12 protein-coding genes and 2 pseudogenes are annotated in these 26034 nt (G+C 61.6%); 12 read left to right on the forward strand and 2 right to left on the reverse strand.

Annotated elements, in window-relative coordinates; all coding sequences use genetic code 11:
• The first annotated feature begins 2 nt into the window (after positions 1-2).
• From ACSQ3L_RS31155 to ACSQ3L_RS31210, 12 genes and pseudogenes are all read left to right on the forward strand, one after another.
• The gene (locus tag ACSQ3L_RS31155) at positions 3-3962 is read left to right on the forward strand and encodes an Eco57I restriction-modification methylase domain-containing protein (protein ID WP_436163642.1); all 3960 of its coding nucleotides are present in this window, start codon (positions 3-5) and stop codon (positions 3960-3962) included.
• Complete coding sequence (locus tag ACSQ3L_RS31160; RefSeq protein WP_436163643.1) at positions 3959-4768, forward strand: hypothetical protein; 810 nt, start codon at positions 3959-3961, stop codon at positions 4766-4768. The genes ACSQ3L_RS31155 and ACSQ3L_RS31160 overlap by 4 nt, the downstream gene beginning before the upstream one ends.
• Before the next feature lie 99 nt (positions 4769-4867).
• Positions 4868-5974, forward strand: coding sequence for an XRE family transcriptional regulator (locus tag ACSQ3L_RS31165; protein WP_436163644.1), 1107 nt, complete (start codon positions 4868-4870; stop codon positions 5972-5974).
• A gap of 6 nt (positions 5975-5980) precedes the next feature.
• The gene (locus tag ACSQ3L_RS31170; RefSeq protein WP_436163645.1) at positions 5981-6496 is read left to right on the forward strand and encodes a hypothetical protein; all 516 of its coding nucleotides are present in this window, start codon (positions 5981-5983) and stop codon (positions 6494-6496) included.
• On the forward strand, positions 6493-10038 hold the full coding sequence (gene drmA, locus ACSQ3L_RS31175; RefSeq protein ID WP_436163646.1) for a DISARM system helicase DrmA: 3546 nt from the start codon (positions 6493-6495) through the stop codon (positions 10036-10038). The genes ACSQ3L_RS31170 and drmA overlap by 4 nt, the downstream gene beginning before the upstream one ends.
• Positions 10035-11900 (forward strand): DrmB family protein, encoded by a 1866-nt coding sequence (drmB, locus tag ACSQ3L_RS31180; RefSeq protein ID WP_436163647.1) that lies wholly within the window; start codon positions 10035-10037, stop codon positions 11898-11900. Before drmA ends, drmB begins: the two co-directional genes overlap by 4 nt.
• A gap of 123 nt (positions 11901-12023) precedes the next feature.
• Positions 12024-13451 carry a toll/interleukin-1 receptor domain-containing protein gene (locus ACSQ3L_RS31185; RefSeq protein ID WP_436163648.1) on the forward strand — a complete coding sequence of 476 codons (1428 nt, stop codon included), beginning with the start codon at positions 12024-12026 and terminating at the stop codon, positions 13449-13451.
• A gap of 22 nt (positions 13452-13473) precedes the next feature.
• Positions 13474-15000: an argonaute/piwi family protein gene (locus ACSQ3L_RS31190; protein WP_436163649.1), complete on the forward strand. Its 1527-nt coding sequence runs from the start codon at positions 13474-13476 to the stop codon at positions 14998-15000.
• Between the two features lie 42 nt (positions 15001-15042).
• Positions 15043-15179, forward strand: a pseudogene (locus tag ACSQ3L_RS31195) (LysR family transcriptional regulator); the annotation flags it as partial.
• Positions 15180-15286: 107 nt separating this feature from the next.
• Positions 15287-15928: pseudogene (gene qatD, locus ACSQ3L_RS31200) on the forward strand (Qat anti-phage system TatD family nuclease QatD); the annotation flags it as partial.
• Between the two features lie 154 nt (positions 15929-16082).
• A complete protein-coding gene (locus ACSQ3L_RS31205; RefSeq protein WP_436163650.1) occupies positions 16083-17996 on the forward strand; it encodes an ATP-dependent nuclease in 1914 nt (637 codons plus the stop codon).
• Positions 17993-19906 carry an ATP-dependent helicase gene (locus tag ACSQ3L_RS31210; protein WP_436163651.1) on the forward strand — a complete coding sequence of 638 codons (1914 nt, stop codon included), beginning with the start codon at positions 17993-17995 and terminating at the stop codon, positions 19904-19906. Before ACSQ3L_RS31205 ends, ACSQ3L_RS31210 begins: the two co-directional genes overlap by 4 nt.
• 215 nt (positions 19907-20121) lie before the next feature.
• On the opposite strand, the gene ACSQ3L_RS31215 is transcribed toward ACSQ3L_RS31210, so the two are convergent.
• Together ACSQ3L_RS31215 and ACSQ3L_RS31220 are read right to left on the reverse strand one after the other, a co-directional pair.
• Complete coding sequence (locus ACSQ3L_RS31215; RefSeq protein WP_436163652.1) at positions 20122-23427, reverse strand: UvrD-helicase domain-containing protein; 3306 nt, start codon at positions 23425-23427, stop codon at positions 20122-20124.
• Positions 23424-26030 carry a PD-(D/E)XK nuclease family protein gene (locus tag ACSQ3L_RS31220; RefSeq protein WP_436163653.1) on the reverse strand — a complete coding sequence of 869 codons (2607 nt, stop codon included), beginning with the start codon at positions 26028-26030 and terminating at the stop codon, positions 23424-23426. Before ACSQ3L_RS31220 ends, ACSQ3L_RS31215 begins: the two co-directional genes overlap by 4 nt.
• Positions 26031-26034 lie beyond the last annotated feature (4 nt).

Raw genomic sequence — 26034 nt, forward strand, 5'->3', positions numbered from 1 at the left:
CGATGGCTGCGGAAATCTATCGCGACCCCGATCTCGAATGGCTCGACCACGTGCCGCCGGTGGGCCTTGTCGTCGCTCCGACCCTCCTCAAGGAATTAGGGCTTTTGCCGCTCAGGCAAACGCCCATCGACACCGGCCAGGTCGCCGAGACTATTGGCTCGGAGCTCTCCAAGCCCGCGCTCACTGATCCTTGGGCGTTCGTGGAACAGGTGCTTGGCTGGCAAGCGCACCATGTCGCAGGCGCGCCGGGCGGCCTGGCCATTCCCGATGAATTGCTCGTGGCGCTCCCGGAGCATGGCACCACGCTTCGGCCGACGTGGGCAGTTGCCGAACTCGGGGAGGGAGATCGCCGCTGGCAGCTCCTCGTGCGCATCGAGGCGCCTGGTGTTGATCCCGACGCCCGGAATGCGCTCGACGGCTGGGAAGCGACGCCGCACCAGCGGTTCGAGCGGCTGTTGCGCGACACCGGCGTCTTTGCCGGCCTGCTGATTTCCGAGCGCGACGAGCGCAAGGATGGCGAGGTTCGGTACTACCCCGAGTTTCGCCTGATCTATGCGCCGCGCGGCGAGACGTCGGGCCACCAGAGCTTTCCGATCCGGCCGATGGGGATGGTCGCCGGACGGCCAATGCTCGGCGGGCTGAAGCTGCTGCTCGATCGGTTCCGGCTATTTTCAGATTCCGATGACCGGCGCCTGCCCGCGCTCCTGAAGCATAGCCGTGATGCCCAGGCGTTGGTTTCGACCGCGCTCGCCGAACAGGTGCTCGGCGCGCTCCACGAGCTGCTGCGCGGGTTGGATAGCGCAGAGCCTGCGCTCGTGCGTGAACTCGCGGTTAGCCGTCCTGATCATCTCTATGAGGGGCTGCTGACCGTCCTGATGCGCCTGGTCTTCGTGCTTTACGCCGAGGACCGGGACCTGCTTCCGTCGCGATCCGATGCCCGGGCACGGGAAGTCTACGAGACGAGCTATTCGGTTCGCGGACTCTACGCGAAGCTCACGGAAGACGCGACGCTCAATCCCGATACGATGGACGAGCGCCGCGGTGGCTGGGGTGGCCTGTTGGCGTTGTTCCGCCTGATCCACAGAGGCCACAGGACCGGCTTCGTGCAGGCGCGTGGTGGCAAGCTGTTCGATCCGGACGAATTCCCATTCCTTGAAGGACGGGCTTCGAATGACGAGCCTGCCCGGGTTCTGGCCGTGTCGGACGGGTGTTTGCTGCGCATCCTCGAAGGGCTGATGACGCTGAAGCTGCGCGGCGGGGACCGCGAGCGACTGTCCTACCGGACGCTCGATGTCGAACAGATCGGCTCGGTCTACGAGACCGTCATGGGCTTCACGGTCGAGGCCGCCAGGAGCCGCGTGCTCGCCATCAAGGCCGGCAAGAATAACAAGACGCCGGTGTTCGTCGCGCTCGATGACCTCCTCGCCAAAAAGGGCAAGGACCGGATCAAGGAGCTGAAGGAGAATGTCGGGCGGGCGCTGACGGCGGCGCAAGGCAAGCCGGTCGAGGAAGCGAAGAGCGTCGAGGATCTTGCGGCGGCGCTCGATGGAATGGTCGATGAGCGCGGCTCGCCCAAAAAGAGGGTCGCGGCATCCGGCACGCCGATCCTGCAGCCGACAGGGGAGCGGCGGCGGACCGGCAGCCATTATACGCCAAGGTCGCTGACGGCGCCGATAGTCAAATATGCGCTGGAGCCCGCCTTCGCTAGGCTGGGTCCGGACGCGACGCCGGATCAGGTGCTGGAGTTGAAGGTGTGCGACCCGGCCATGGGCTCGGGCGCCTTCTTGGTCGAGGCGTGTCGCGCCTTGGGTGAACGTCTGGTTGCGGCCTGGGCGCGCTGGCCGGAGACGCGGCCTACCATTCCTGCGGACGAGGATGAGGAGCTTCACGCCCGTCGGCTTGTCGCCCAACGCTGCCTCTATGGGGTCGACAAGAACCCGCGCGCCGTTGATCTCGCGCGGTTGTCGCTTTGGCTGGCGACGCTGGCGCGAGATCACGAGTTCACCTTCCTCGATCATGCGCTGAAATGCGGCGACAGCCTTGTGGGTCTCACCACGGCGCAGATCGCGGCGGTGAACTGGGATGAATCAAAGCCCGGCCTGCCGCTGTTCCGGCAGTTGGTGCGCGAAAGCGTGGCAAAGGCAATGAAGGGCCGCGCTGAAATCCAGAACGCCCCCGATGATACGATGCGCGCCATTCAGGAGGCACGGCATCGCAATCTTGAATCGGAGGTCGCGCCAATTCGCATCATGGGCGATGCAGTCGTCTCAGCCTTCTTCGCTGTCGACAAGGCCAAGGCGCGGGAAAGGGCGCGCGCCGATGTCGAGAGCCACATCTCCGGCATGCCGCCGCGCTGGGATTTGCTCGAAGCAGCGGCGACAGGGCTGCGCGCTGGCGAGCACGGCATCACGCCCTTCCATTGGCAGGTCGAGTTTCCGGAGGTCTTCGCGCGCGAGAACGGCGGATTCGACGCCATCGTCGGCAATCCGCCATTCTTGGGCGGCGCAAAAATTTGGCCGACTTTTGGCGGCTCATATGTAGATTGGTTGAAGATTGCTCATGCAAACACAGGGGGGAAAGGCGTTAATCTGGTGGCGCATTTCTTGAGGCGAGCAATGGATCTTCTTCGCTCTCGCGGAGCGTTTGGCCTTATCGCCACAAACACCGTAGCTCAAGGAGACACACGGGACGCGGGTCTAAAGCAAATCTGCGCCGCTGGGGGCACAATCTACCGCGTTACTCGTAAACTTCGGTGGCCCGGAGACGCGGCAGTTGTAGTAAGCGTTTTACATTTGGCGAAGTCGGAATCCGCGCCGATGCCTATCATCGACTCGAAAGAGGTTGTGGCGATTAATTCGATGTTGCTTCCATCCAACGTAGAGATGGAGCCGATGCCCCTAGTGTCTAACCAGGGCGTTTGTTTCAGAGGATGTGACACATATGGAACTGGGTTCATATTTACAGTTGCTGGCGGATCAGAAAGCGCTGGCAACATCGGTGAAATGAATGCACTTGTTGCGCGGAACCCAAGAAATTCTGAACGCATTCGGCCTTTTATTGGGGGGAGAGAACTGTCCAATGATCCGAGGCATCAGCACACCCGATATGCAATAAATTTTGCAGATCTGAGTTTGAGAGACGCCCGGAATTGGCCGGACTTGCTGGATATCGTAGAAAAGAGAGTTAAGCCGAATAGAGATAAGTTGGGTGGGTACTCCGTAGCTGAGCGGCGGAGAGATTTTTGGTGGCAGTACGGGACATATACTCCAGCTCTTTTCCGATCAATTTCGCAGCTAGATCAAGTCTGCGCCACCGGTGCCGCTGCGGCAATGCATCACATGATATCTGTCGTCAGCGCTAAACAGATATTTTCCCATAAGGTTATTGTTTTTTCCTATCAGAGCATGGCTTTTTTTGCCTTAGTTCAATCAAGCATTCACGAGTCATGGAGCAGGACATTCGGCACGACGTTCGGTTCATCGGATGCTTTGACCTACAATCCGCTACGAGTGTTCCGTACATTTCCACTGCCTTTGGAGTTTGAAAGTTGCATTCCTCTGGTGGAGGCTGGTGCAACCTACCACGATTATCGCTCCTCGTTGATGATTGAAGGCGATGCGGGACTGACGACGATCTATAATCGGTTCCACGACCTTAGAGAGAACGCGCCCGACATCTCCCGCCTGCGCGCGCTCCATGCCGAGATGGATGGCGCCGTCCTGCGCGCATATGGCTGGGACGATCTGGCGGACCGCGCCGTGCCCGAATTCATCGAGTTGGACGCCGACCAGGACAAAACGCCCAAGACCCGTCTCGACTGGCCCGCTGAGTTCAAGGACGAAGTCCTCGCCCGCCTGCTGGCCCTAAACGCCGCCCGCGCGGCGCAAGAACGCGCCGCCGGTCTGGTGGTCGCTGCTTCTGACGAAGAAGAGGAACCCGTCGAAGATGGGGATGAGGCATGAAGACGATCCGCACTGCCAATGTCGACAAACTTGTCCTGCGGCTCGTTGAGAAGGATGGCGCCTTTGTCGGATTGATCATCGGACAAGACGGCGGCCGGAAGGCGCTCATTGAAGGGGACGTCGCCGACGATGTTTGGCGTCGGCTACATGACGAAGCCGGAAAGGCCAATCCTAAGTATTTCGGATTCGACGGCGCCCGCGCCCGCTTCCTGCGTTTCTTCCCCAACGGCTTCCAGTCGGAAGGATTCGCCGGCGAGGAGCGCGACTACAAGGTGGCTGCGAAATCCAAGCTGGACCTGGCTGTGCCGCTCGCCGAAGCGGCAAGTGGATCGGGCTTCGGCGAGGGCGTGTTGTCAGTCTTTCGCGCAACGAACCTTCTGTCGCCGTTTGAAAAGACGCGCCTCCAGGACGCGCTGCGTGGCCCCGCCGCCGATGCGTTCATTCGCGCGGCCGCCCGCTTCGCGATGGGCGAGAAGGCGGCCCTCGGCGACATGGAGCGCGCGCTCAAACCCCATGACAGCGCCAAATGGACGGTCGTGACCTACCTGCCGTTCCTCTGGCGTCCCGAGACCCACATGTTCCTGAAGCCCGAGGTGACGAAGGATTTCGCGGCAAGGGTGGGGCACCGCTTCGCGTCCGACTATGAGCCGCGCCTCGATATCGCCGTTTACGACAGTCTGCTCGACCTCGTGGCGAAGACTGCTGTCGAACTGGCCGAATTGCAGCCCCGCGACCGGATCGACGTTCAAAGCTTCATCTGGGTGGTCGGCGACTACAAAGAGGAGACTGAAGCTCCCAAGCCATGATGCCGGTCGAGGGACGCCCGGGGCGGACCCAAGGCCGCAATTGCAAGAAAATCTTGCAAATGACCATCCGCAAGATTATATGGGTCGGTGGAGGCGGTCATGACGGTGAATTTCATAGGAGCGCGGATTAAGGCATTGCGCGAGGAGCGAAGGCTCTCGCAGGACGACCTCGCGCGTCTGTTCGGCTTCAAGGACCGCCAGACGGTTTCGGCGATCGAGACCGGCGAGCGGCGTGTGACCGCCGAGGAGCTGGTTATCGCCGTCGAAAAGCTCGGCGCCACGCTGGACTATTTCACCGATCCGTTTCTGCTCGTGGGCGAGGGCCGGTTCTCCTGGCGCCAAACGGACGTGGGTCCGCAGCGGCTGAACGCCTATGAGCGGAACGCCGGGCGGTGGATCGCGGCCTTTCGCGCGATCGCACCGCAGGTCGGCCGGTCCGCGCCGCTGCTGCGCCGGTCCCTGGGGATCACGCGCCATCAGCGCTTTGAAGACGCCATGGAGGCCGGCGAGCGCTTTGTCGCCGAGTTCGGGCTTGGCGACGTGCCGGCGGCGCACCTGGTCGAAGTTATGGAGCGCGAACTGGGCATCCTCGTGCTCATGGTGGATGCGTTCCAGGGCATTTCCGGCGCGGCGTGCCGCCTGCCCGAACTGGATGTGGTGCTGATCAATCGCCACGAGGTCGTGGGCCGGCGACATTTCGACCTGGCGCATGAACTCTTCCACATCCTCACTTGGGACGCCATGCCGCCCGAGCATTCCGAGGAGGCGCGGGAGACCGGCGGCAATCGCGTAGAACAGCTCGCCAACAATTTCGCGTCGGCTGTTCTGATGCCCACGAGCGTGCTCGATCGGTTTGGCGACTGGTCCGAGATCGCCGAGGGTGAGCTCGTGGGCCGATTGAATGCCGTGGCGGATGAGCTTCAGGTCACGGCCTCGGCGTTGAAATGGCGGCTTGTCGCCCTGGATCGATTGAAGCCCGCTGTCGCGCGCACGGTTTCGGACGCGGCTCTCCGCAATAATGGACGGGATGCTGGTCCGACGACTTTACCGCTGCCGTTCTCGAAGCCGTTCATGGAAGTTATCGGCCTCGCTGTTGACGAAGGCCGCGTCTCGGCGCGGCGGGCGGGGGCGCTACTCGACCTGACTGTCGACGATCTTGCCGACCTCTTCGCGACGCATGGGGTTCAATCCCCCGTCGAGCTGTGAGGTCTTATGGCTCGCCACCACGGTCCCGTTCTTATCGATACCAACGCCATCCTGGAGTGTTTTCGGGTCGGATCGTGGCGCGCGCTTTCGAGCGGCTACAGCGTCGAGACGGTCGAGGATTGCGTGACCGAGACACAGACCGGTTTTCAGCGGCGGCGGGCGGAATTGCAGATCGATGCCACCCAGCTCGTGGCGACGCTCAAGGCGGTCCACCCGGTGGAGGATGCGCAGCGCGCCGTCGTGGCGGTTAGAGCGCCCGACATCGCGCTCGACGTCGGTGAGCGATCTTTGTGGGCGCACGCGCTGACACGAAGCGATGCGTGGGTTCTGTGCGGGCCTGACAAGGCCAGTATGCGTTTCGGTGTTCGGCTTGGGCTCAAGGATCGGCTGATCGCTTTGGAAGCCCTTCTGGCCGATGCAGGGCACCGACCGAAGGAGGCCCTGAAATTGGCCTACACGACCAAGTGGCTCGAAAAGGTCCTTGGAGAGATGTTTATCTCAGAGGGACTTGGGCGGTCATGACGAACTCAGTCGATATTCGCGCCCATATTGTGGACGTCTTTCGTCGCGACCTCATCGGCCCGGGGTCGCAGGACGCCGATCTCGCCAACGAGCGCCTGAACGAAAGCCCGGCACGCTGGTATCTGGCCGGATTTCTCGCGCCTGCGGAGGATCCGCTCACCCTCGATGGGGATGATGACGAGAACGATCCATCCGCCCAGGAAGAGATGGAAATCGATGTCGAGGAGCCGGACGCCGATGGCGCTGGCGGCGCCGCGACCGATAACGAGGAGCCCGAGGCGCCAAACGCTCGCCGGCGTTTCTTGCCATCCTCCGTCGGACTGACGGTTCTCCTGGACCCGGATGTCACCGAGATCGAGGCACGCCTCTCTTGGGGTGACTACCGAACGGAACCGCCGCTGCCTGAGGCGATCCTTCTCCCGGAGCCGTTGCCCGAGGAGCTTGGCGAAGATGGCAAGCCTAAGCGCACCGAGCGGCCTTTGGTTGACTGGGTGCGGAGCCCGAAGAACCGAGTCGTCGCCCTGCCCATCAGGGACGGCCGCAGCAGTCCGATCGTCGTGCCGGAAAGCGCGGCCGAGCAACGCCGGGGCGGCGGTCTTGCACTGGAAACGCATTCGCGACTGTTCAGCTACACGACCCCGAATGGTACGACTGAGCGCGTCCGCGCGCTCACGGTGTTCCTCGTCAATCGCCGGGCGACGGTCCATCGCTTCTATGCCGATGTCAGCTACGCCTTTCAGGCGCGGCTCGAACTCGTCTGCCAAACAGGGTTTCGACCGCGGCGCGATCTTTCCGGCTATCGTGCCCCGGATTGGGATCTGCGGATCGCCGATCTGCACTATCGCGACATGCGTGAATGGGCTGTGGGCCGGAACGCGGCTGCTGGCTGGGACGCTTCCGAAGACGCCAGAAACGGCATCACGCGCGTATGGACCGATCCTCTCCCATCCGCGGAAGTCGAACGCGTTGCGCCGAATGAGGACGCTGATTTCAAAGCGCGGGTCACGTTCGGCATGGAGGCCCTCGCGCAGTTAGCCGACGGGGACGGCTCTGCACTTGGAGCGACCCTAGCCGATCTGCCTGTCCTCTACGGAATTTGGATCGATGCCGAGCGCAACAAGCTCGCCGGCCTACCAACACGGCGCCGAGAAACAGGTGAACGCCTCATCGCTGAGATGGAGACGGCAAAGGCCCGCATCGCAAATGGAATCGACCTTCTCGTGTCCGACAGCAAGGCGCGTAAGGCGTTCCACTTCATGAATCTCGCCGTTGCCATGGCGGCCCGACGCCGGGTCGCGGGCGCGACCGGCGATCCGAAGGCACTCGATGAGCCGCAATGGCGGCCGTTCCAGCTTGCCTTTGTGCTGCTCAATATGGCCGGCCTGATTGATCGCACTCACGTTGACCGTGAGACAGCCGACCTCCTGTTCTTCCCTACCGGCGGCGGCAAGACCGAGGCCTATCTGGGCCTCGCGGCGCTAGTGATCGCGCATCGGAGGCTAGGCGGATCCAGGGTGCTCGGCGCCGGTGTCGCCGTAATCATGCGATACACACTGCGCCTTCTCACTCTCGATCAGCTCGCTCGTGCCGCTGGTGTCGTTTGTGCGCTGGAGCTCATGCGCACCGATGCGAAGAACATTGATGAACAAGAGCGCCGCCTCCTTGGTGACTGGCCTATCGAGATCGGCCTTTGGGTCGGCTCCGATGCGTCTCCGAACAAACTCGGCGGCAAAGGAAAGTCTGACGAGACAACCGCGGTCGGACGAATTCGGCGCTATCGCAATGGGCGCGACAAACGAGCGCCGGCGCCGCTGAAGGCTTGTCCCTGGTGTGGAACGGAGTTCACGCCGTCGTCCTTCGCTTGCACACCCAACGAGCATGCACCCACCAATCTGGAAATTCGGTGCGTCAATACCGCATGTGATTTCAGCAGAAATCGGCCGCTACCGGTCCTTACCGTCGATGAGCCCATCTACCGGCGCCTGCCGGCGTTTCTGATCGCCACCGTCGACAAGTTCGCCGCCCTGCCGTGGGTGGGCGAGACCGGTGCATTCTTTGGGCACGTCGACCGTTTCGAAGATGGTGTCGGCTTTTATGGTGCGGCAGAGCCAGGCGAAGGCCGACCGTTGGGCAACGGTTGGTCGCTCGATCCACCCGATCTCATCATTCAGGACGAACTGCATCTCATCGCGGGACCGCTTGGAACTGTCGCCGGGCTGTACGAAGCGGCGATTGATCAGCTCGCGTCCCGAGGTTCCGGTGAAAACCGCGTGCGCCCAAAGATCGTGGCTTCGACCGCCACGGTTAGACGCGCCGCAGATCAAATCGCTGCCCTGTTCGACCGTAGCAACACGAGCATTTTTCCGCCGCCAGGGATCGATCGTGTCGATAGCTTCTTCGCTCGCACAGTCCCGTCAACGACAAACGCGGCCCGTCTCTATCTTGGAATCGCTGCGCAAGGTCGCGGTCCCAAGCTCGTCTTCCTGCGTTCATTGACCACGCTCGTGGCGGCAGCGCAGGCAGCGTATGACGCCAACATCCCGGCCGATGGCAAGGGGAGGAATCCTGCCGATCCATACATGACAGCGCTTTGCTATTTCAACGCGTTGCGTGAATTGGGTGGCGCGCGCCGGATTGTCGAGGACGAAGTGCGCGATCGCGCCGCCCGCTACGGCACCCAGCGCCGCCGTGTTGATCCTGCCGATGGGCCCTTCGCCGATCGCGGCATTAAGGAGCCAATGGAACTAACCTCACGCGTTTCGACGGATGAGGTTGCGAAGGCCAAGCAGCGGCTCGAGGCCACATTCGGGCGGGATGCCGAAACCGTTGATGTCGCGCTCGCAACCAACATGATTTCGGTTGGTCTCGATATCACGCGCCTCGGGCTGATGGTCGTTCAGGGTCAGCCAAAGACTGCCGCAGAATACATTCAGGCAACCAGCCGGGTCGGCCGCGACCATTCCAGACCCGGCCTCGTGCTCGCGGTTCTGAATCTACACAAACCCCGCGACCGCATGCATTTCGAGCAGTTCGGCCAATTCCACCGCACGTTCTACCGCGCTGTGGAAGCGACGAGCGTCACGCCATGGGCTGCGCGAGCGTTGGATCGCGCCCTGGCTGCTGTCGTGGTCGCGGCGGCGCGGCATGTGGATGCAGCGCTGACGCCCGACGTTGCGGTCAACGAATTGAAGAACAATGCCGGGATACGGAATTTGGTGCGCGACTCGATCGTCGATCGAGCGCCTGAGCGAATGATCGCCGGCGGGCGGGCGGCCCTTGCGGACCTGATCGATGACATTTTGGATGCCTGGATCGAGACTGCCGACGAACAGGCTGCTGGCGGCAATGCGTTCGCTTACGCCAGGAAAAAGAGCCCGCATCGGCTACTGCATATGCCGCTTGAACCGGAAATCGGCAATCTAGCGGAACCTCACCGCCGCTTTGTAGCCGGCCGTTCCATGCGCGACGTGGAACCCAATGTCGCCCTGAATGTCAGGGATCCCCACGGCAACACGATCGCGAACGCGGATGATCTCGCATGACCAAGAATGCTCAGCGGCTAAGCCAATTGATATCGACCTTTGGTCCCGGTGCGATGATCGACCTGCCGACACGATCCGTCGTAGTTGGCGGCCTCGAACAGTGGGACATGAAGGGCAACGCGTTCACAACGCTTCCAGAGCCGCGCCTAACAATGCGCCTGGAGCAGCTTCTCAAGGAGCAGGGACGCCTCGATCCCGCCGCAACCCTTTCGTTGCGTACTCCTCCCACGTCGGTGGACGCGCGGGATGGGATTCTCCGTGGAGTCGCCGCTCCCATCTTTCCGACGTGGTTCATCTGCGAGCAGGTCGAGACAGCGGCGGTGGGGGCCAAGACGGCCCGCCGTCGGCGATTGGTGCGTTGGCAGGATCTCGACACGAAGGGGCGGCGAAAATTCCAGTATGATGACGGGCGCAAGAGTGACGTGACGCCGATCCGCTTTGTCTGCGCCTGTGACAAGGGCCATCTTCAAGACATCGACTGGCGATGGGTAGTCCACGGTACGGGGGCGTGCCATGAGCCAATGTGGGTTGAGGAAAAGGGCACGAGCGCGGACCCTGCCGACACCAGCATCGTGTGCGGGTGCGGTCGTCGCCTGTCGCTTCAAGAGACCTTCCAGCCAGGCCGTCTCGGCAAGTGCCGTGGTGAGCGGCCTTGGCTGCTCGACCGAGATCCCGAAGGATGCGGCGACAACCTCAAACTGCTGACTCGAACGGCAACGAATACATATTTCCCGCAGGTTCACACGGTGATCTCGCTCCCGTCCGAGGAAGACGAACTGAGCCAACTTGTTGACGAGCTATCGGGGGATTTGGCGGGCGTCCAAACGGTCCAGGATGTCGCGCAAGCAAAGCGGTTCAACCCGAAGGTATCGGCATCGCTCGGCCCCTATCTGGATGGCGACATTTTCGACAGACTTCAGCGCATTCGCGATGGTGCAAAGTCAGACGCCACCCGCTCGCCAAAACTGTCCGAGTTCGACACATTCGCAAGTGGGCGCCCGGAAATCGGCTCTAACCACCCGACCGCGAAGCTTTACGCCCAAACGCTCTCGCGTGGGGTTTGGGAGGACCCCAGCGCTGAGATCGACCTCTCTGCTATCAAGAACCTCGTCGCTGTTCATCGCCTGCGAGAGGTGTCTTGTCTCTATGGATTCACGCGATTTGAAGCTGCGCCTACGGGAGCTGATGGCGATATTGAAGACATTCAGTTGAGCGTCCGCGGCGCACCGATCTCCCGTGACGCGGATTGGTTACCCGCGATCGAGCAGTTTGGAGAAGGCATATTCATCCATTTTGACGAAGCAGCGATCGGCCAATGGCTTCAAAAGGAGGCTACTGCACCTCGCAACCAAAAGCTTCTGGCCGGTTATGGGCATTGGCAAAAGCGGTTTGCCGGCAAGGCGCCTGCTTACCCTGGGACGCCATACGTCCTTCTCCACAGTATCTCGCATGCATTGATGGCCGAGATCGCCCTTGATTGTGGCTATCCGGCCAGTTCGCTGAAAGAACGTGTCTACGCGCTGTCCAGCTCGCGAGCTGGTGGGGATATCGACCGCTGCGGCATTCTTATCTACACGGCTAGCGCTGGTGCCCAAGGGACTCTCGGGGGCCTGGTCGCGACAGCATCAAGATTTGCACACATCCTTCGAGGCGCCCTCGACCGTCTAAGGATTTGCTCGAACGATCCAGTTTGCGCCGATCACGAACCAGACGACAGAAGCGGCGATCGAGCAACACACGGCGCTGCTTGTCACGGATGCCTGCTTATTGCTGAAACGAGTTGCGAAATGAGGAATCTGTTTTTGGATCGAAGCCTGCTCATTCCGACTATGGCCGATGGAGATTCCAGTTTCTTCAAGTAAGCGTTGCCAGTGGAACCGATCGCTGCTGATGGCGCGTGAACCCCGCGACACCGGCGCCTCCTTCCTTGCGTGCTTCACTGATCAGGCTTGCACGGATGCCTTGATACCCACGGGACCGAACTCTTGAGCGCTCCGTCCACCACAGTCGCAGCGTCGGCAGAGCCGCGTAAGGCGCTCTTCATCAGTCATGCCGCACCCGAGGATAACCTCTTCACCATCTGGCTCGGCGCCAAGCTCGCGGCGATGGGATATGAGGTCTGGGCAGATGTCCTCCGCTTGAACGGCGGCGATGACTGGCAACGGAAACTTGAGCACGCGCTGAGGCTTCGCGCGCGCAAGGTGCTGCTCGTGGCGAACCCGCGGGCCGTCGACAAGCAAGGGGTTCGCAACGAGATCCAGATCGCCTGCGACGTGGCCCGGAAGATCGACGACCCGGCATTTATCATCCCGCTCCGAATGGAACCATTTGAAGCGCCCTTCTTGATTGCTCATGCACAGTACATCGACTTCCAGCGTGGCTGGGCCCACGGCTTGACGGAATTGCTGGGGACGCTCGAGGAGACCTATCGCGTTCCGCGAGACGCCCGAGATGGCGATGCGATTTGGCGCGACATCCAGTTGATCCACGGAAAGACCCTGAGTGCCACGCCCGAGCGCCTGATATCAAACTGGCTCTCCATCACTACGCTGCCCGAGAAGATCCGCTTTTACGATTTCAAGGGCCAAGTCTCCGAACGACAAACACAATCGCGGATGAATGACGCGCCATGGCCGCTTGTGCCGTTCCGACGCGGCTTCCTCTCGTTCGCGCGCCTCCATGATTTGCAGGAGCATTTCGGGCAGAGCCTGCCGCTCAAGCTGGCAGCCGAGCGCCGAGTTGAAGGGTTTCTTGAAGAAGGCTGGTCCAAGCTCGACATCGAACGCGGGGATGCACGCAACCGCTTCAGCGATCTTGTCCACCAAGCGTTCGAGAAGCTATTTCGTGAACGTGGCCTTCTCGGCTATGCCCTGTCGGGTTGGCAGACGGCATGGTGGCCACCGATCGATGTCGCGCCGACGACGAAGGTCGGCTTTCGGTGGGGTGACGTTGCCGGCCTTCGGCAAATCCAAGGGGTGTCGCTCAAGCGGCGGATGAACTGGCATTTCGGCGTCAGCATCGCCGCGCGAACCGCGCCTATCCGGCACGTCCGGGTCTTGAGCCGGCTGGTCTTCACCGAAGACGGTCGCAAGCCATTCGAGGACCCCGCCAAGATGCATCGGTTGCGGCGTTCTTTTGCCAAGACCTGGCGCAACGCGCGGTGGCGGGACATGCTCCTCGCTTTTCTGCACTGGCTCGCCGAAGGCAAGAGCGCGCTTCTCGTCCCTCTGAGTTCAGAGGAAAGCCTCGTTTTGACTCTGCCACCCATCTCCTGGATGGCGCCGGTAAGTCTGCCGGTCCAAGAAGAGGCACCCGAGCCGGACGAGGACGATCCCAGCGACGACGACGAAGTCGATACGCTGGATCGCGACGACGGCGCCGGCGTCGCCGGGGATTCGCCCGATGACCTCTAGGCGCCCTTTCGAACCTCGTCTCATGCATCTCGACGAGCCGTTGCTCGAATTCCGCTATGGTCAGCGCCTCGCTTACCCACGCGATGGATTGTTTCTCTATGGGCCGGTGGGCGATCCAAAGCGCTTGCCGTCGATCCGCTACGGCGTGATCGGTACGCCCGACGGTGTCCGTCGTTTCAGGGCCTGGGCGAAAACGATGGCGGGCTTCATCGACGTGCCGCCGCCCGGGCCGCGGTCGCGGGCTGTCGAACCGCAGCACGTTCCATTCCCTGGCTTCGCTGAGGCTTTCCATGCCGCTTGGCCGGTCGAACCACCCTGTCTTGTCGACAATCTCGATCCCGCGCAGATCGAGCGGACGCTGAAACTGGCCAATCGGCACGAAGCGGTGCGTGATACCGTCGACATCTTCGTGTCTCGCCTCGTCGCCGAGAACAACCGCCTGGAACGGGAGCCGGACTTCTGGTTCGTCGTGATCCCAGAATCCGTCTACGAACTCGGTCGACCCCAGTCGACGGTTCACAAGACTGAGCGCGTGGTGGGGACAGTCACCATTTCGCAGCGGCGTGCGCGCCAACTCCAGACGCAACCGACTCTGTTTGGCGACGATGAGCGAGAAGCTGAGGTCTATCAGTACGCCACCCATTTCCGGCGCCAGCTCAAGGCTAGGCTGCTGAAAGAGCGGATCGTCACTCAGATTGTCCGCGAGACAACGCTGGCGCCGGGTGATTTTCGACGCGACAATGGCATGCCGATCCGGCGGATCGAAGACCCGGCAACGATTGCCTGGAAGCTCGGCACGGGCGCCTACTACAAGGCGGGCGGCAAACCTTGGCAACTGGCCGATGTGCGGCCCGGCGTTTGTTATGTCGGGCTTGTCTATAAGCGGAGCGAACTGACTAGCGACAAGCGCCATGCCTGTTGCGCGGCGCAAATGTTCCTGACCGACGGAGAAGGCGTGGTTTTCCGCGGGGCGCTCGGGCCCTGGTTTCAAACGGACACCAAGCAGTTCCACCTCGATCACGCCGCCGCCAAGAGCCTGATTGAGATGGTCGTCGGCGAGTATACCCGCCTCCATGGGAAGCCCCCCGCCGAACTCTTCATCCATGCCAAGTCGGCGTTCACTGATGCGGAATGGAGCGGGTTCTCCGCAGGAGCCAGCGACGAGACAAATTTAGTCGGGGTCCAAATCGCGGACGCACGTGACGACATCAAGCTCTTCCGACCTGGAAGCTATCCGGTGATCCGTGGAACAGCGCTGCAGATCGGCGATCGCCATGCCTACCTCTGGACCTCGGGCTATGCGCCGAGGCTGGACACCTACATGGGCCCGGAAACGCCGAATCCTATCTCGGTGAAAATTCTTCGCGGCGAATGCCCGCTCGCGACGGTCCTTGGCGATGTGCTCGGCTTGACGAAGATCAACTTCAACTCATGTCTGCACAACGATCGGCTGCCGGTCACCATCCGATTCGCGAACGCGGTCGGCGACGTCCTCATTTCGGCGCCGATGGATAGTGAGCCCAAGCTTCCATTCAAGTTTTATATTTGATCATGGGCGTCGTGCCTGCCTGACGAAGCGCTGCAAGCATATATCAAGGCTGGGCGGTTGAGCGGGCGCTTGAAGACTGGTGTCCGCCATTTCCTGGCTATCACCTCTACTACCCGAGTCGGCGGCAGAATTCTCCCGCCTTCGCTCTCTTGATCGAAGCGCTCCGCTGGCGAGAATAGCCCGGCAAGGCCAACAAAACATGTTCAACCCTGCTTCGCCCTTCATCTCGCAGCAACAAAAATCTGCTGACGCGTTGTAGTCCCGACCTCCCAACGCGCTTGCGGTCACGACCACGCCGAAGGCCTGGCCGCGAAACCGGGAGCTCGCGGCGAAGTCGGCGCATGTCCGGATCGCCTTGGGGCTACATCCGCAGCTCGTCGCCGAACGCGAGAATGAGTTGCCGATCTTCGAGCGCTACCTCTCGGATGCACGCTATGTCGGCGAGATTGGCCTGGACGCCGGCCCTCGCTTCTATCGCAGTTTTCCGGCCCAGGAGCGGGTGTTCGAGCGCATCCTCCGCGCCTGCGCTGAACAGGGCGGGAAGATACTAACCGTCCATAGCGTCCGCGCGGTTGGCAAAGTGCTGAATCATATTGAAAGCTCCCTACCGCAGGACCGGGGACGCGTTGTCCTGCATTGGTTCACCGGCACGTCGGCCGAAGCCCGTCGGGCGGTCGCGCTCGGCTGCTATTTCTCGATCAACGGAGAGATGCTGCGCTCACCCAAGCACCGACAACTGGTTGGGAGTCTTCCGCTCGACCTTTTGCTGACCGAAACCGACGGGCCGTTTGTGGAACGCGATGGCCAGACCCTCAGGCCGCGCGATGTCGGCCAAACGGTCGCCGAACTCGCAAAAGCGCAGAGCTGTTCGGTGAAGTCCATGGAGGGGGCGATCCTGCAGAATCTAAGACGTCTGGTGAGCGCGTAAGCAGCGTGTCGGCGCCCAACGTAGTGGATACGCCTGATGCGCGAGCGCCCTAGGCGTTTGATGAGGCCAAAGGCCACGAGAAAACAATGGCGCCCTGTCGGGCTAAGCTCGTCTCCTGTACTATGCACCAAAACTGCGGGGGGCGGCGACGAACGTGCTAATCAAGCGGATACGGATCTCTAACTTCCGTTCGATTCGGCAAGCGGATATTGAGCTTGGGCCGGTAAACGTCCTTATAGGACCAAACAACGCCGGCAAATCGGCAATACTGGAGGCCATTCGAATTGCGCTCACTCGACGATGGGGCCAGAAGGGCACCGGATTTACTGAGTACGACATCCACTTGTGCGACGGGAGGCCTGATCCCAAAGTGGGCGATCCCGTAATCATTGAAGTGGAGCTTCAGGAAGAGGCCGCCAACGAGTGGCCTGAAGACCTTCATGGTGAACTGGAAGACATCGTCCAGCTTGATCCCGTCTCTGGCCGGGCTTCCATCATCATGCGGGTCAGCTGCTCTTGGGACGCAGCCGAGGAGAGTTACGTTCCGCGATGGGAGTTTCTGAACGTCGATAGAAATCCGCTTGCAGGCCGTGGTGCCCGAGCGGTCAACCTGCAGGAATTCTTCCAATTCCTCCCGGTCTTCTATCTCGAAGCCCTTCGCGACGCCGCAGACGAGTTCTCGGCGCGAAGCCAATTCTGGGGAAAACTTCTCAGGACTGTGCAGATCCCCGAAAATCTCGAGCAAAAATCGAAGCGCGTTTTCGATTTGTTGAACAGGCGCCTTCTCGCTGCCGACCCACTTCTCGCAAATCTCGCGACCGGCTTGTCGCATATTAGTCATGTAGCGGCGGCTGATGTTCCCGGGCAGGCCGACTTGCGCCTCCTGCCTTTGAATACATGGGATATCCTGTCCAGAGCCGAGGTCATCTACCAAACCGAGGGGGGCAAGCCTTGGCTGCCCTTGGCACGGCACGGACAAGGGGTTCAGAGCCTCTCGGTCATGTTCTTGTTCAAGGCATTCGTCGAACTCATACTCAGCGATCTGTATCGGCCGGAGAGCTCTGCTGTGCTCGCGCTCGAAGAGCCGGAAACGCATCTTCATCCTCAGGCCGCGCGAAGCCTATGGCGCCACATCAATGAGCTCCCCGGCCAAAAGATCGTCACCACCCACTCGCCATATTTTCTGCAGCACGTTCCTTTTCGTGATATTCGCGTGGTCCGGGTCGGTGCAACCGGCACAACGATGAGTTCGCTGCCGCGCCAGTTTCGGGCTGCGGTTCCGCATATTCCGGCGCTTGATGCGATCCTCGCCGCATCGGGCGGCCTTATGACGTATGACCGCGGGCTCAACGAACTGGTGCTTTCCGGCACCTTGCCGCAAAACCAGTATCAGCAACTCCTCGTCGCTTATGGCGGCCGGCCTGACACGCAAGCGCTTCACGGTGCACTCCGCCAGGTGTTCGATGCATCAAAGGCATTCGTTTCCGACGCAGAACTCGATCAGCTCGAGACCTTCGCTCGCCGCATTCGCGGGGAAATCTTCTTCGCCCGCCGTTGGCTGTTGGTCGAGGGGCAGTCGGACTACCATCTGGTACATGGCATCGCCAAAGGCTTAGCCTACGACCTCGACGAAAATGGCGTCGCCGTCATCGACTTCCAGAATTGCGGCAACCCAGAAATCTTCGCAGTTCTTGCGCGCGCCTTACATTATCCGTGGCTGATCGTAGTGGATGGAGATGCCGCTGGTCAGGGGTATCTTGCAAAGATCGCCGGTCGAAGCTTCTCCCAGCAGGAAATGGCGAGACGCTCCTTCTCCCTCCCAGCAGGCTATCTTGAGCAGCAGCTCGTCGCAGACGGACTGCAGGCGGAGTTGAAGGCGATCCTCGTTTCGCTCGGCAATGCTGCGGCACCAAACCTTGATGACGCCGCATTGATTGCGACGCTGACGAGAGACAAGAGCGGCTATGCCGCCGTCCTTGCAAAACAGTGCGCCGAGAGCCCCGCATTGGCGCAGCGCATGCCGGCCCCGTTCCGAAACGCAATTCTGTCTCTGAGAGGCCTGACATGACCGAATCCGCCCTCAGCGGCGCGCTGTCCGAACTGACCGAAGCCCAGGCCGTGGCAGTCGACTGGCGCGACGGACCCATGTTTGTTCTGGCCGGTCCAGGCTCGGGCAAAACACGGGTCTTGACGACCCGCGTCGCCAAATTGCTTGCCGACACACCCGACCGTTCGTTCCGAGTGCTTGCTTTGACCTTCACCAACAAGGCGGCCGACGAAATGTCGGGACGGGTTACAGCCCTGGTGCCCGAACAGGAACGTCGCGCGCTAATCGGGACCTTTCATTCCTTCTGCATGCAGATGTTGCAGCAGCATGGCTCACACGTCGGCATTAGCCCCGATTTCGCGATCTACTCCCTCGATATCGACCGTCAGGAAATCCTGCGAGACGCGATTAAGGAGGAAGGGTTGAGCGCTGACGATATCCGGCTTCTTTCCACGATCGACAAACTCAAGTCCCAGCTCGTACAGCCCGAAGGCTCGGCTCAATATATTCGCGACCCTTCAGACGGCGCGCGCGTAGAGCGGCTTTATAGGGCTTATGAGGCGGCACTGACTAAGGCCAACGCTCTGGATTTCGGCTCTCTTATTGCTCAGGCTCATCGTCTCGTTACGAGCTTCCCAGGCATCGCCGCGCGTTATCGGAAGACGTACGCATACTGGATGTTCGATGAGTTCCAGGATACGACCGACGGACAATACCGCCTGATCCGTGCGCTTGCCGGCAATGATTTTAGAAATGTCTTTGCTGTCGCGGACGACGACCAGATCATCTACCAATGGAATGGTGCGAGCTACCAGCAGATACAGCGGTTCAGAGCCGATTTTTCTCCGCAGGAGCTTCAGCTTCCCACCAACTATAGGTGTCCCCCAGCAATCGTTGCAGCCGCCAACCGCCTCGTCGTTCACAACCGCCAGCGAACCGCTGCTAAACGCCCGCTTGAGGCAGGCAAAACGCTTCTTCGCTATCCCAACGAGCATCACATAAGGGTCCTGCGCTATTCCACCGACGAGGAAGAGGCAGCGTCGATCGCAGACGGCATTTCGAAAATCGACAGAAGCCACTGGGGCGAAGTCGCAGTTTTGGCAAGAACGCGCTCCCTGCTCGAAAAGCTGCAAGCCGCTTTGACCCAAAAGCAGGTGACCGCAGTCATTTCCCAACGCCGCGACGATTTTCGATCACCACAATTCTTATGGCTTTCGGCAGTATTGCGGCAAGCCCTTCGGCCTCTCGATCGGCGAGCACTGGAAATCCTCACAGGCTCCTTTAATCGCTGGTTTAGCAGCGACACACGGGTTGATCTAATCATCACCGCCTCCGAACTAACCGAACGCTCCTTTCTTGATGAGTGGGCGATAGCGGTGAAAGCCGCTTTGCCGGATAGGCTGGCCACCGAACTCGCAGACCTTGCCTCGAAGTTTGGAAAGGAACCCACGCGGTTCCGGCCTTTCATCGAAGCTGTCCTCGCAAAAATGCCGGTTCAGGACGACGGATCGAGCGACATCGCCGAAGATCGCGCCGCTTGGTCGGATCTGGCCCGAAACATCGGAAAGACAATAGGTCGCGATGCCCCCCTGGAGCAGTTCCTACAAGAGCTGGCTATCCGTTCTAAGGAAGCCCCGGTTGGCAGCACTACCGTCACGCTCATGACCATTCATGGCGCGAAGGGCAAAGAATTCGATCACGTCTATGTCGTTGGCCTCGCCGAGGACATCCTTCCCAGTTTCCAAAGTTTGAAGGCCGATGAGAACGGCCCGGAGATGGAAGAAGAGCGGCGGAACTGCTTCGTGGCCATTACGCGCGCCCGCGAATGGCTTTGTCTCTCATACGCTGATTCATACCGAGGTTGGAGCAAACGACCTTCCAGGTTTCTGAACGAAATGGGATTGATGCTGCCTGATCACGCGGCAAAATGAGTCGCTGCTAACCCACCCGCTGAGCCCACCGGTGGCGTGCTCCGTAATGTCCTCTTGTCCGAACCTGGTAGTCTGGACAAGTGTCTTGGTTGGAAATTGATCCTCGTTTGACAGCGCAGGTTGCGTTGAAGCATCACGCCGGCACACTCTCAGTGGCATGAACATGGATTCAGCCAAGCCCTTGCGGCGCTTATCCTCGCCCGGTGCGCCTTTCCTCAATCGGGTTGGTCATCGCGCGAACGGGGCTCGATCCATGAGACGTACCCAGACGACATGTAGACGACCGCACCGCGCTCGGCCTCGGTCACCCTTAGGTAGTCACGGAGTTGTGCCGCGTGCGCGCCTTGAGCCTCCGCATTCGGATTTACGTCGGATTTCCAGTCGACGACCAGAACGATCCGCTCATCCTCAGCCACGGCCGCATCAGCTCGGCCGGCGAGGAAACGCGGCGGGCTTGCAGCCCAGAGTGGGACCTCGGGCACCATCCGCGCGATGAAAGGCGCGAGCTCGGTCAGTCCGAATGTGCGCAATGCGGTCGTCGCCATCTCGACTGGATTCGGCCTGCCTATATCGGCTTCGTCATCAACGACAACTTGCAGCTGCTCCAGCAGTTCGGCCGCACGTTGGGTTACTTCTTCCCGAACGGATGAGAGTTCGCCATTGAGAAGCTCCTCCATGAGCTTATGCAGGACGTTGCCGCGGAGTGCGCCCGCCCCGACTATTCGTTGGCCGTCTGATGTTATGTCTACGACGAAGCTGTCCTTCGTGTCGGCGCTGCGGTCCGGGTCACCCTCGCTCGGACGATCCCAGACAATCGGTGTTGAGGCGGCAACGATCCGGTCGGCCTCGGCCGCAAAGATCGCGTCTGTCTGCTCGTTGGTGTTGGTGTGGGGAGGGCTGACCGCCGGTGCCGGCAATGAGTCCGTTCGAAGTTCGGTCAGCCGCTTCTGGCCAAGATCCATCACGCGCGACCATGAGCGCGAGGATGCCCCTGGCAGGTCGGGGATGACCAGCAAGTCGCGGGCGCGCGAGGTTGCGACATACCACAGCCGCTCACGCTGCCTGGCTTCGCGAAATTCCTCCTCTTGGCGGGCTGCCGCAAGGTCCGGCGGTTCGAGACCTCCGATCATCCAGTGAATCGTGTCGTCCGACTGCCGATAGACGAACTGGTCCTGAGGCTTGAAGCGGGTGGACGAGTTCACCGTGATGACGACCGGCCATTCTAGACCCTTCGCACTGTGCATGGTGACGATTTCGACCGAGTCACCGGAAACATCCACCCTACCCTCCGGGTGCCGGCGCTTGCGTTCCCACCCACGCTGGAGATCGAGAGCAAATGCGCGCAGGCCCGCAACTCCATACGGTCGTGCAAGCTCGACGATGGCATCGAGGTTCGCCAGTGCGCGGGCGTTGCGTTGGCCGTGCCGTGCGGCCATCACAACCCGAAGGTCCAGGCGCTCGATCGCATAGGCGAGCAACTGCATGGGAGTGAGTTCCCCCGCGAGACGGTGAAGCCCCTGGAGCTTCACGAGCACATCGCGTGCAAGGGGATGGACCACCTCGTTCGCCGATGTCCGAAGTTGGAATCGCCGGCGCGCATCGGCATCGGGCTGGAGGGCCGCAGTGATGTCGAGTAGCTCTTCGTCAGTCAGCCCCACAAGCGGACCACGCATGAGGCCGCCGAATGCGAGCGTGTCCAAGGGGTCTGCCAAGGTTCGAACCAGGGCGAGAAGGTCCTGCAGCTCCTGTCGGCGGAACAGCGCGTTTCCAGCCTGGGAGGCCACCGTGATTCCTTGTCTTTCAAGGGCGCGCTCGTACCGCCAGAGATCGGTATGAGTCGGCGCCAGCAAGGCTATGTCACCGGCGCGCAGACGCCGCTCGGTGCCGTTCGCCTCGGTCATCGTGAGTGCCCCGATCAAGCGGGTGCACAGCCCCGCCACCGCCGCCGCCTCTGCCTCGCGTTGCTCCTCGGCTCGAGCATCGCGAGGAACGTCGACCGTGAGTTTGGCAGCCGCAGGGAATGGCAGCGGGGGCGGGTTCACGGTCGCGGTCAAGGGCACGAAGCCCGGTTGTCCCGGCTTTGCCAGCACGTCCTGGAACACCTGATTGACGTGCTCGATTACTTCCGAGCGTGACCGGAAATTCGCAGTGACGGCAAGCAGGCAGCCATTGGCCGATTTCGCGATGATCGACTTTGCGAGGGCGTAGGCCTCGATGTCGGCGCCGCGAAAGCGATAGATTGCCTGCTTCGGATCGCCGACCAAGAACAACGAGCCGGGGCGAAGCTGCGCCTCGTTCCATCGTGTGGGCTGCGTGGTGGCGGCGATGCAGAAGACGATTTCAGCCTGCAGCGGATCGGTGTCCTGAAACTCGTCGACGAGAAGATGCGGATAGCGGCCGGCGAGCCAGTCACGGATTCCTGGATGCTCGCAGACGAGGATGCGCGCCTGCCTCAACAGGTCGTCGAAATCCAGGACCGCTGCATCGCGTTTGCGTCGGTCATATGCGTCAACGACCTCGCTCAAGAGCGCGGCCAGCTCGTGTACGAGCGTTTGCGCGATCGAGCCGATCAACACGCGATAAGCCGCGCTCACCCGCTCGAACTGGTCAGCGGCCTCGCCGGCCCGACGCTGGCCCTCGACCGCACCAAGGACGTCCTTCCAGGCGGTCTTTCTACCGTAAGGCTGCAGGTCGATGGACTTTGGACGCATCGCACCGATGCGCGGCGGCTGGGTCAAACGCCAGAGGGCCGGGAACTCGGTATTGGTCAGGGCCTCGTCATAGAAGGCGGCAAGCCGCTCCAAGTCATCGATCAGGTCCGCTGTGCCCGTTTCGCCAGGCCCTGCCGCGTGCCACCGGGAAAACGCTGCGACGGCATCGGTAAACGTCAGGTCTGGCCGGGATGAAAGAGCCGGTGAAGGCGCAGTCGCGGTACGATGGTCTCGGCGCAGCACGGCAAGCTCGCGAATGCGCTCGACGACACCAAGCGGATCGTCCTTGGCCAGGATAGCGATCGCTCCGTCTTCGTCCGCACCGTCCGCCAGCTTGCCCTTCAGCCATTCGGAAAGGACTTCATCGAAAAGCGCCTCGGCGATGGTCTCGTCGACGACCCGCGATCCGGGATCGAGACCGGCGGTCAGCCCGTGGGAGCGAAGGATGCCTTGGCAGAACCCGTGGATTGTCGTGGCGGTAATCTCATCGAGATGTGGCGCCGCGGCCTTGAGATGGGCAAGCTCGTCAGCACCCAACGGGTGGGTGACTATTTTAGCAAGCGCCGGCGGGACCTTGCCGGCGCGGAGCTCGCCGATTGTCCAGCGAATTCGCGCTTCGAGTTCGCTTGCTGCCGGTTCGGTAAAGGTAATGGCGGCGATCTTGGAGGGCGCAATCCCGCTCGCTATCATCATCGCGACGCGCGCCGCCATCAAGGACGTCTTCCCGGTGCCGGCCGCGGCCTCGACCAGAATGTTGGAGGTGAAATCGGTCAGGGCGCGCCTCCGAGCGTCCAGGTCAGGCAGGGTCACGGGCTGCTCCAAAGCTTGGCAAGCGGGTTGTTCACCTGCGCGAAGGGCCGTTGCTTGATCCGGCGGTAGGCCTCCAGGTCTGACGGAAGAGCGATCGAGATGGAATCGAAGAATTCCGGCTGGGGACCCGGCGCAATCTGACCGCTCCGCTGAAGTTCGACACCAGCCGTAGTGAAGGTGACGGCCTGCTCGATTGCGGTCACCAGTTCATCATGGACCAGGCTCAATGTCCGCGCGGGCTCGTGCCTGAGATAGGTCAGCCGAGACTCGACGTTTCGAACATCCGGCAGCAACGATCTAGCGGCCAGGGCATAGAAAACGCGTTGGAGTTCCGTCCCTCGGTCGAAGACGACGGTCTTCTTGCGCTCCGGTGCCGCTCCTGCCTTGTAGTCGGTTATGATTGCCGAGCCCCTGGGGCCGTCCTCGTCAAGCCGATCGATCCGGCCGCGAAACGCAATTCCGGCTGTCCCGATGTCGACCGGCAAAAGCGTGGTCCAAGGATGGGGGCCCTCTATGGGCTCGCCGAAGGCGAGTTCCGTCCAACTTGTGCCGCGAGGTTCACCAAGAGCATCTCTCAGCCCGCGCGATGCGCGTTGGCGGGCCAGAGTCATAGTGTGGCGCCATAGTAGACCTGGTGGGACTGCCCGCGCGATCGGCCAGGCGTCGCTCAGCCGCTTGGCTTCATCCGCAAGGGCGATCTCGATTTCATCGACATTGCGCGGCGCACCATTGCGCAGCACTCCTCCAATAAGGGCGTGGACGAGCTCGCCGAATGAACGATGATCGAGCGCCAACGGTTGAGGGTCGAGGTTCGGCTCGCGCCAGTGAAGTGCGTACTCCCAGACGAATCCGAGCGGTTCGCAAAGAAGGCGATGGAGCGACGTGGTCGATTGCACTTCGGCGAGTGCATCGAGAATCAATGGATGGTTCGCGCGAACGAGCCCATCGTGCGCGGTATGGCTGTCGCTGTCCTGCCAGGCGCGCCAGCAGGCGCGGCTGGACCGGACCTGCGGATGCTTGCCCGCATCTGCCGGCCTCGCATAGAGACGATCGCTTTCGCTGAATGCGTGCCGGGGGATGGCGCTCCGGCCCACAATCCGCTCCTGATCACGGCGCCATAGCGTGCTTGCCGCCTGCAGCGCACCCGTTGCGCTCCTGTGTGCGCGCGAGAGGGTGTAGTCGTCTGATTGGTTCACGATGATGTCGTGCATCATTCGGTCGTCGTCGGCGATATCTGCCGATGGAAGCCGAATGTCCTCGAGGAGATGCTCGGTAAGCAGCGGGTCTTCGATCGCCCGCCGTGGCCAGGCATTCGCTTCGAGGCCGAGAAGGCGGACGTGCTTCCGCGGTGCGCCCGCCAGATGGTGGGCAGGCCCCCAGACGATGGTGTTGCCGGGTTCTTGCCCGTCATCGACACGCAGCGCCTGCAGCGACAATTCGATCGCCTGTGGGGGCGCCATGCGCAAGGCGTCCTGCCACAAGGTCAGCGCCGGCCCGCGCAACAGCCGGCGTCCCGCCCGATCCGCCTCCGAAATCCCACCAGCGAGGAGCTCGAGAACCGGCAGCAATGTCCGCTCCGCAACGTCGCCATCAGCCCGCTCGGCGCGTGCGCGCTCGAGGGCATGCTGCCAAAGCCGTGGCGTCGTCAGAGCAGCGCTGCGCCTCAGCCCCTTCGCCCAATCGAGCGGAATGTTCTCGCGCGCCGGAGGGACGCGGGCCAATAAAAGGCGGACCCGCTCCTGGGAAAGACCCCGCAACAGGATGTCGGCGAGCGCTGCGCAGGTCTGGCCTTCGCGGGTCGCCAAAGCCGGAATGCCATGGCTGAAATGCAAGGGGAGCCTCGCCTCACGCGCGAGCACCAAAAATGTGTCGTCCCAGATTGTCGGCGAGGCTGCCGTGATGGCTATCTCTGTTGGAGGGATGCCGTACTCGGCTATCCGCGCGCGTGCCCAGCGAAGCGCTTCTCGCACTTCACTTCGCGGATCGGCGCAGACATCGGCCGCGACGAGAAGACTACTTCCTGCGGGCACGGTTTCCATCTTTCCCGGGAACCAGCTCCGGCGACTATGAGACGACGCAACCCATCGGACTGGAACAACCTCGCAGAGCTGCACGACGAACTGGCGCCAGACGGGCTTGATATCGGGCACCTCGTGAATGGTGACTGGACCGAGCAATTTCGGCGCGAGATGCAGGCGCTTCACCGCAGCTTCAACAAGATCGGGCGGCACCATTGCCCCCGGAGGCAAAGTCTCTCGCACCCGTCGTTCCAGCAAGGCAAAGTCCCGAAGGCGGGCGTTGTCCGGTACGCCCTTTGGGGTGTCGGCGTCCCACCAGCTCCGGAGCGCAGAGAGCACGGCCGATGGCATTCCGGGCAAGTTTGAAACCTTGCCGATGTCTTCGTATCCGCCAGCGTCGAGAGCCCGTCTTATTGCGGGATACAAGATCTCCTGTGACGCCGGCGCGATAAAGCCGCCGGCGAGGCGTGCGGCAAGAAGGGGAAGGGTCAATATCTGGCGCCCGGTTGCTTCTTCACGAGCGGCATCGAGCCGTTGCATCCGCAACGCCAGCGGCCCGTCGACAACCACAGAATGAATAGACATGGTG

It is taken from the genome of Mesorhizobium sp. LjRoot246, assembly GCF_964254115.1.
Classification (GTDB): Bacteria; Pseudomonadota; Alphaproteobacteria; order Rhizobiales; family Rhizobiaceae; genus Mesorhizobium.

Excerpts from the sequence above, each read along its gene's own strand:
- ACSQ3L_RS31190 (WP_436163649.1), top strand. The coding sequence starts at position 13,474 with ATGCATCTCGACGAGCCGTTGCTCGAATTCCGCTATGGTCAGCGCCTC.
- drmB (WP_436163647.1), top strand. The coding sequence starts at position 10,035 with ATGACCAAGAATGCTCAGCGGCTAAGCCAATTGATATCGACCTTTGGT.
- drmA (WP_436163646.1), top strand. The coding sequence starts at position 6,493 with ATGACGAACTCAGTCGATATTCGCGCCCATATTGTGGACGTCTTTCGT.
- ACSQ3L_RS31160 (WP_436163643.1), top strand. The coding sequence starts at position 3,959 with ATGAAGACGATCCGCACTGCCAATGTCGACAAACTTGTCCTGCGGCTC.
- ACSQ3L_RS31155 (WP_436163642.1), top strand. The coding sequence starts at position 3 with ATGGCTGCGGAAATCTATCGCGACCCCGATCTCGAATGGCTCGACCAC.
- ACSQ3L_RS31170 (WP_436163645.1), top strand. The coding sequence starts at position 5,981 with ATGGCTCGCCACCACGGTCCCGTTCTTATCGATACCAACGCCATCCTG.
- ACSQ3L_RS31210 (WP_436163651.1), top strand. The coding sequence starts at position 17,993 with ATGACCGAATCCGCCCTCAGCGGCGCGCTGTCCGAACTGACCGAAGCC.
- ACSQ3L_RS31220 (WP_436163653.1), bottom strand. The coding sequence starts at position 26,030 with ATGTCTATTCATTCTGTGGTTGTCGACGGGCCGCTGGCGTTGCGGATG.
- ACSQ3L_RS31165 (WP_436163644.1), top strand. The coding sequence starts at position 4,868 with ATGACGGTGAATTTCATAGGAGCGCGGATTAAGGCATTGCGCGAGGAG.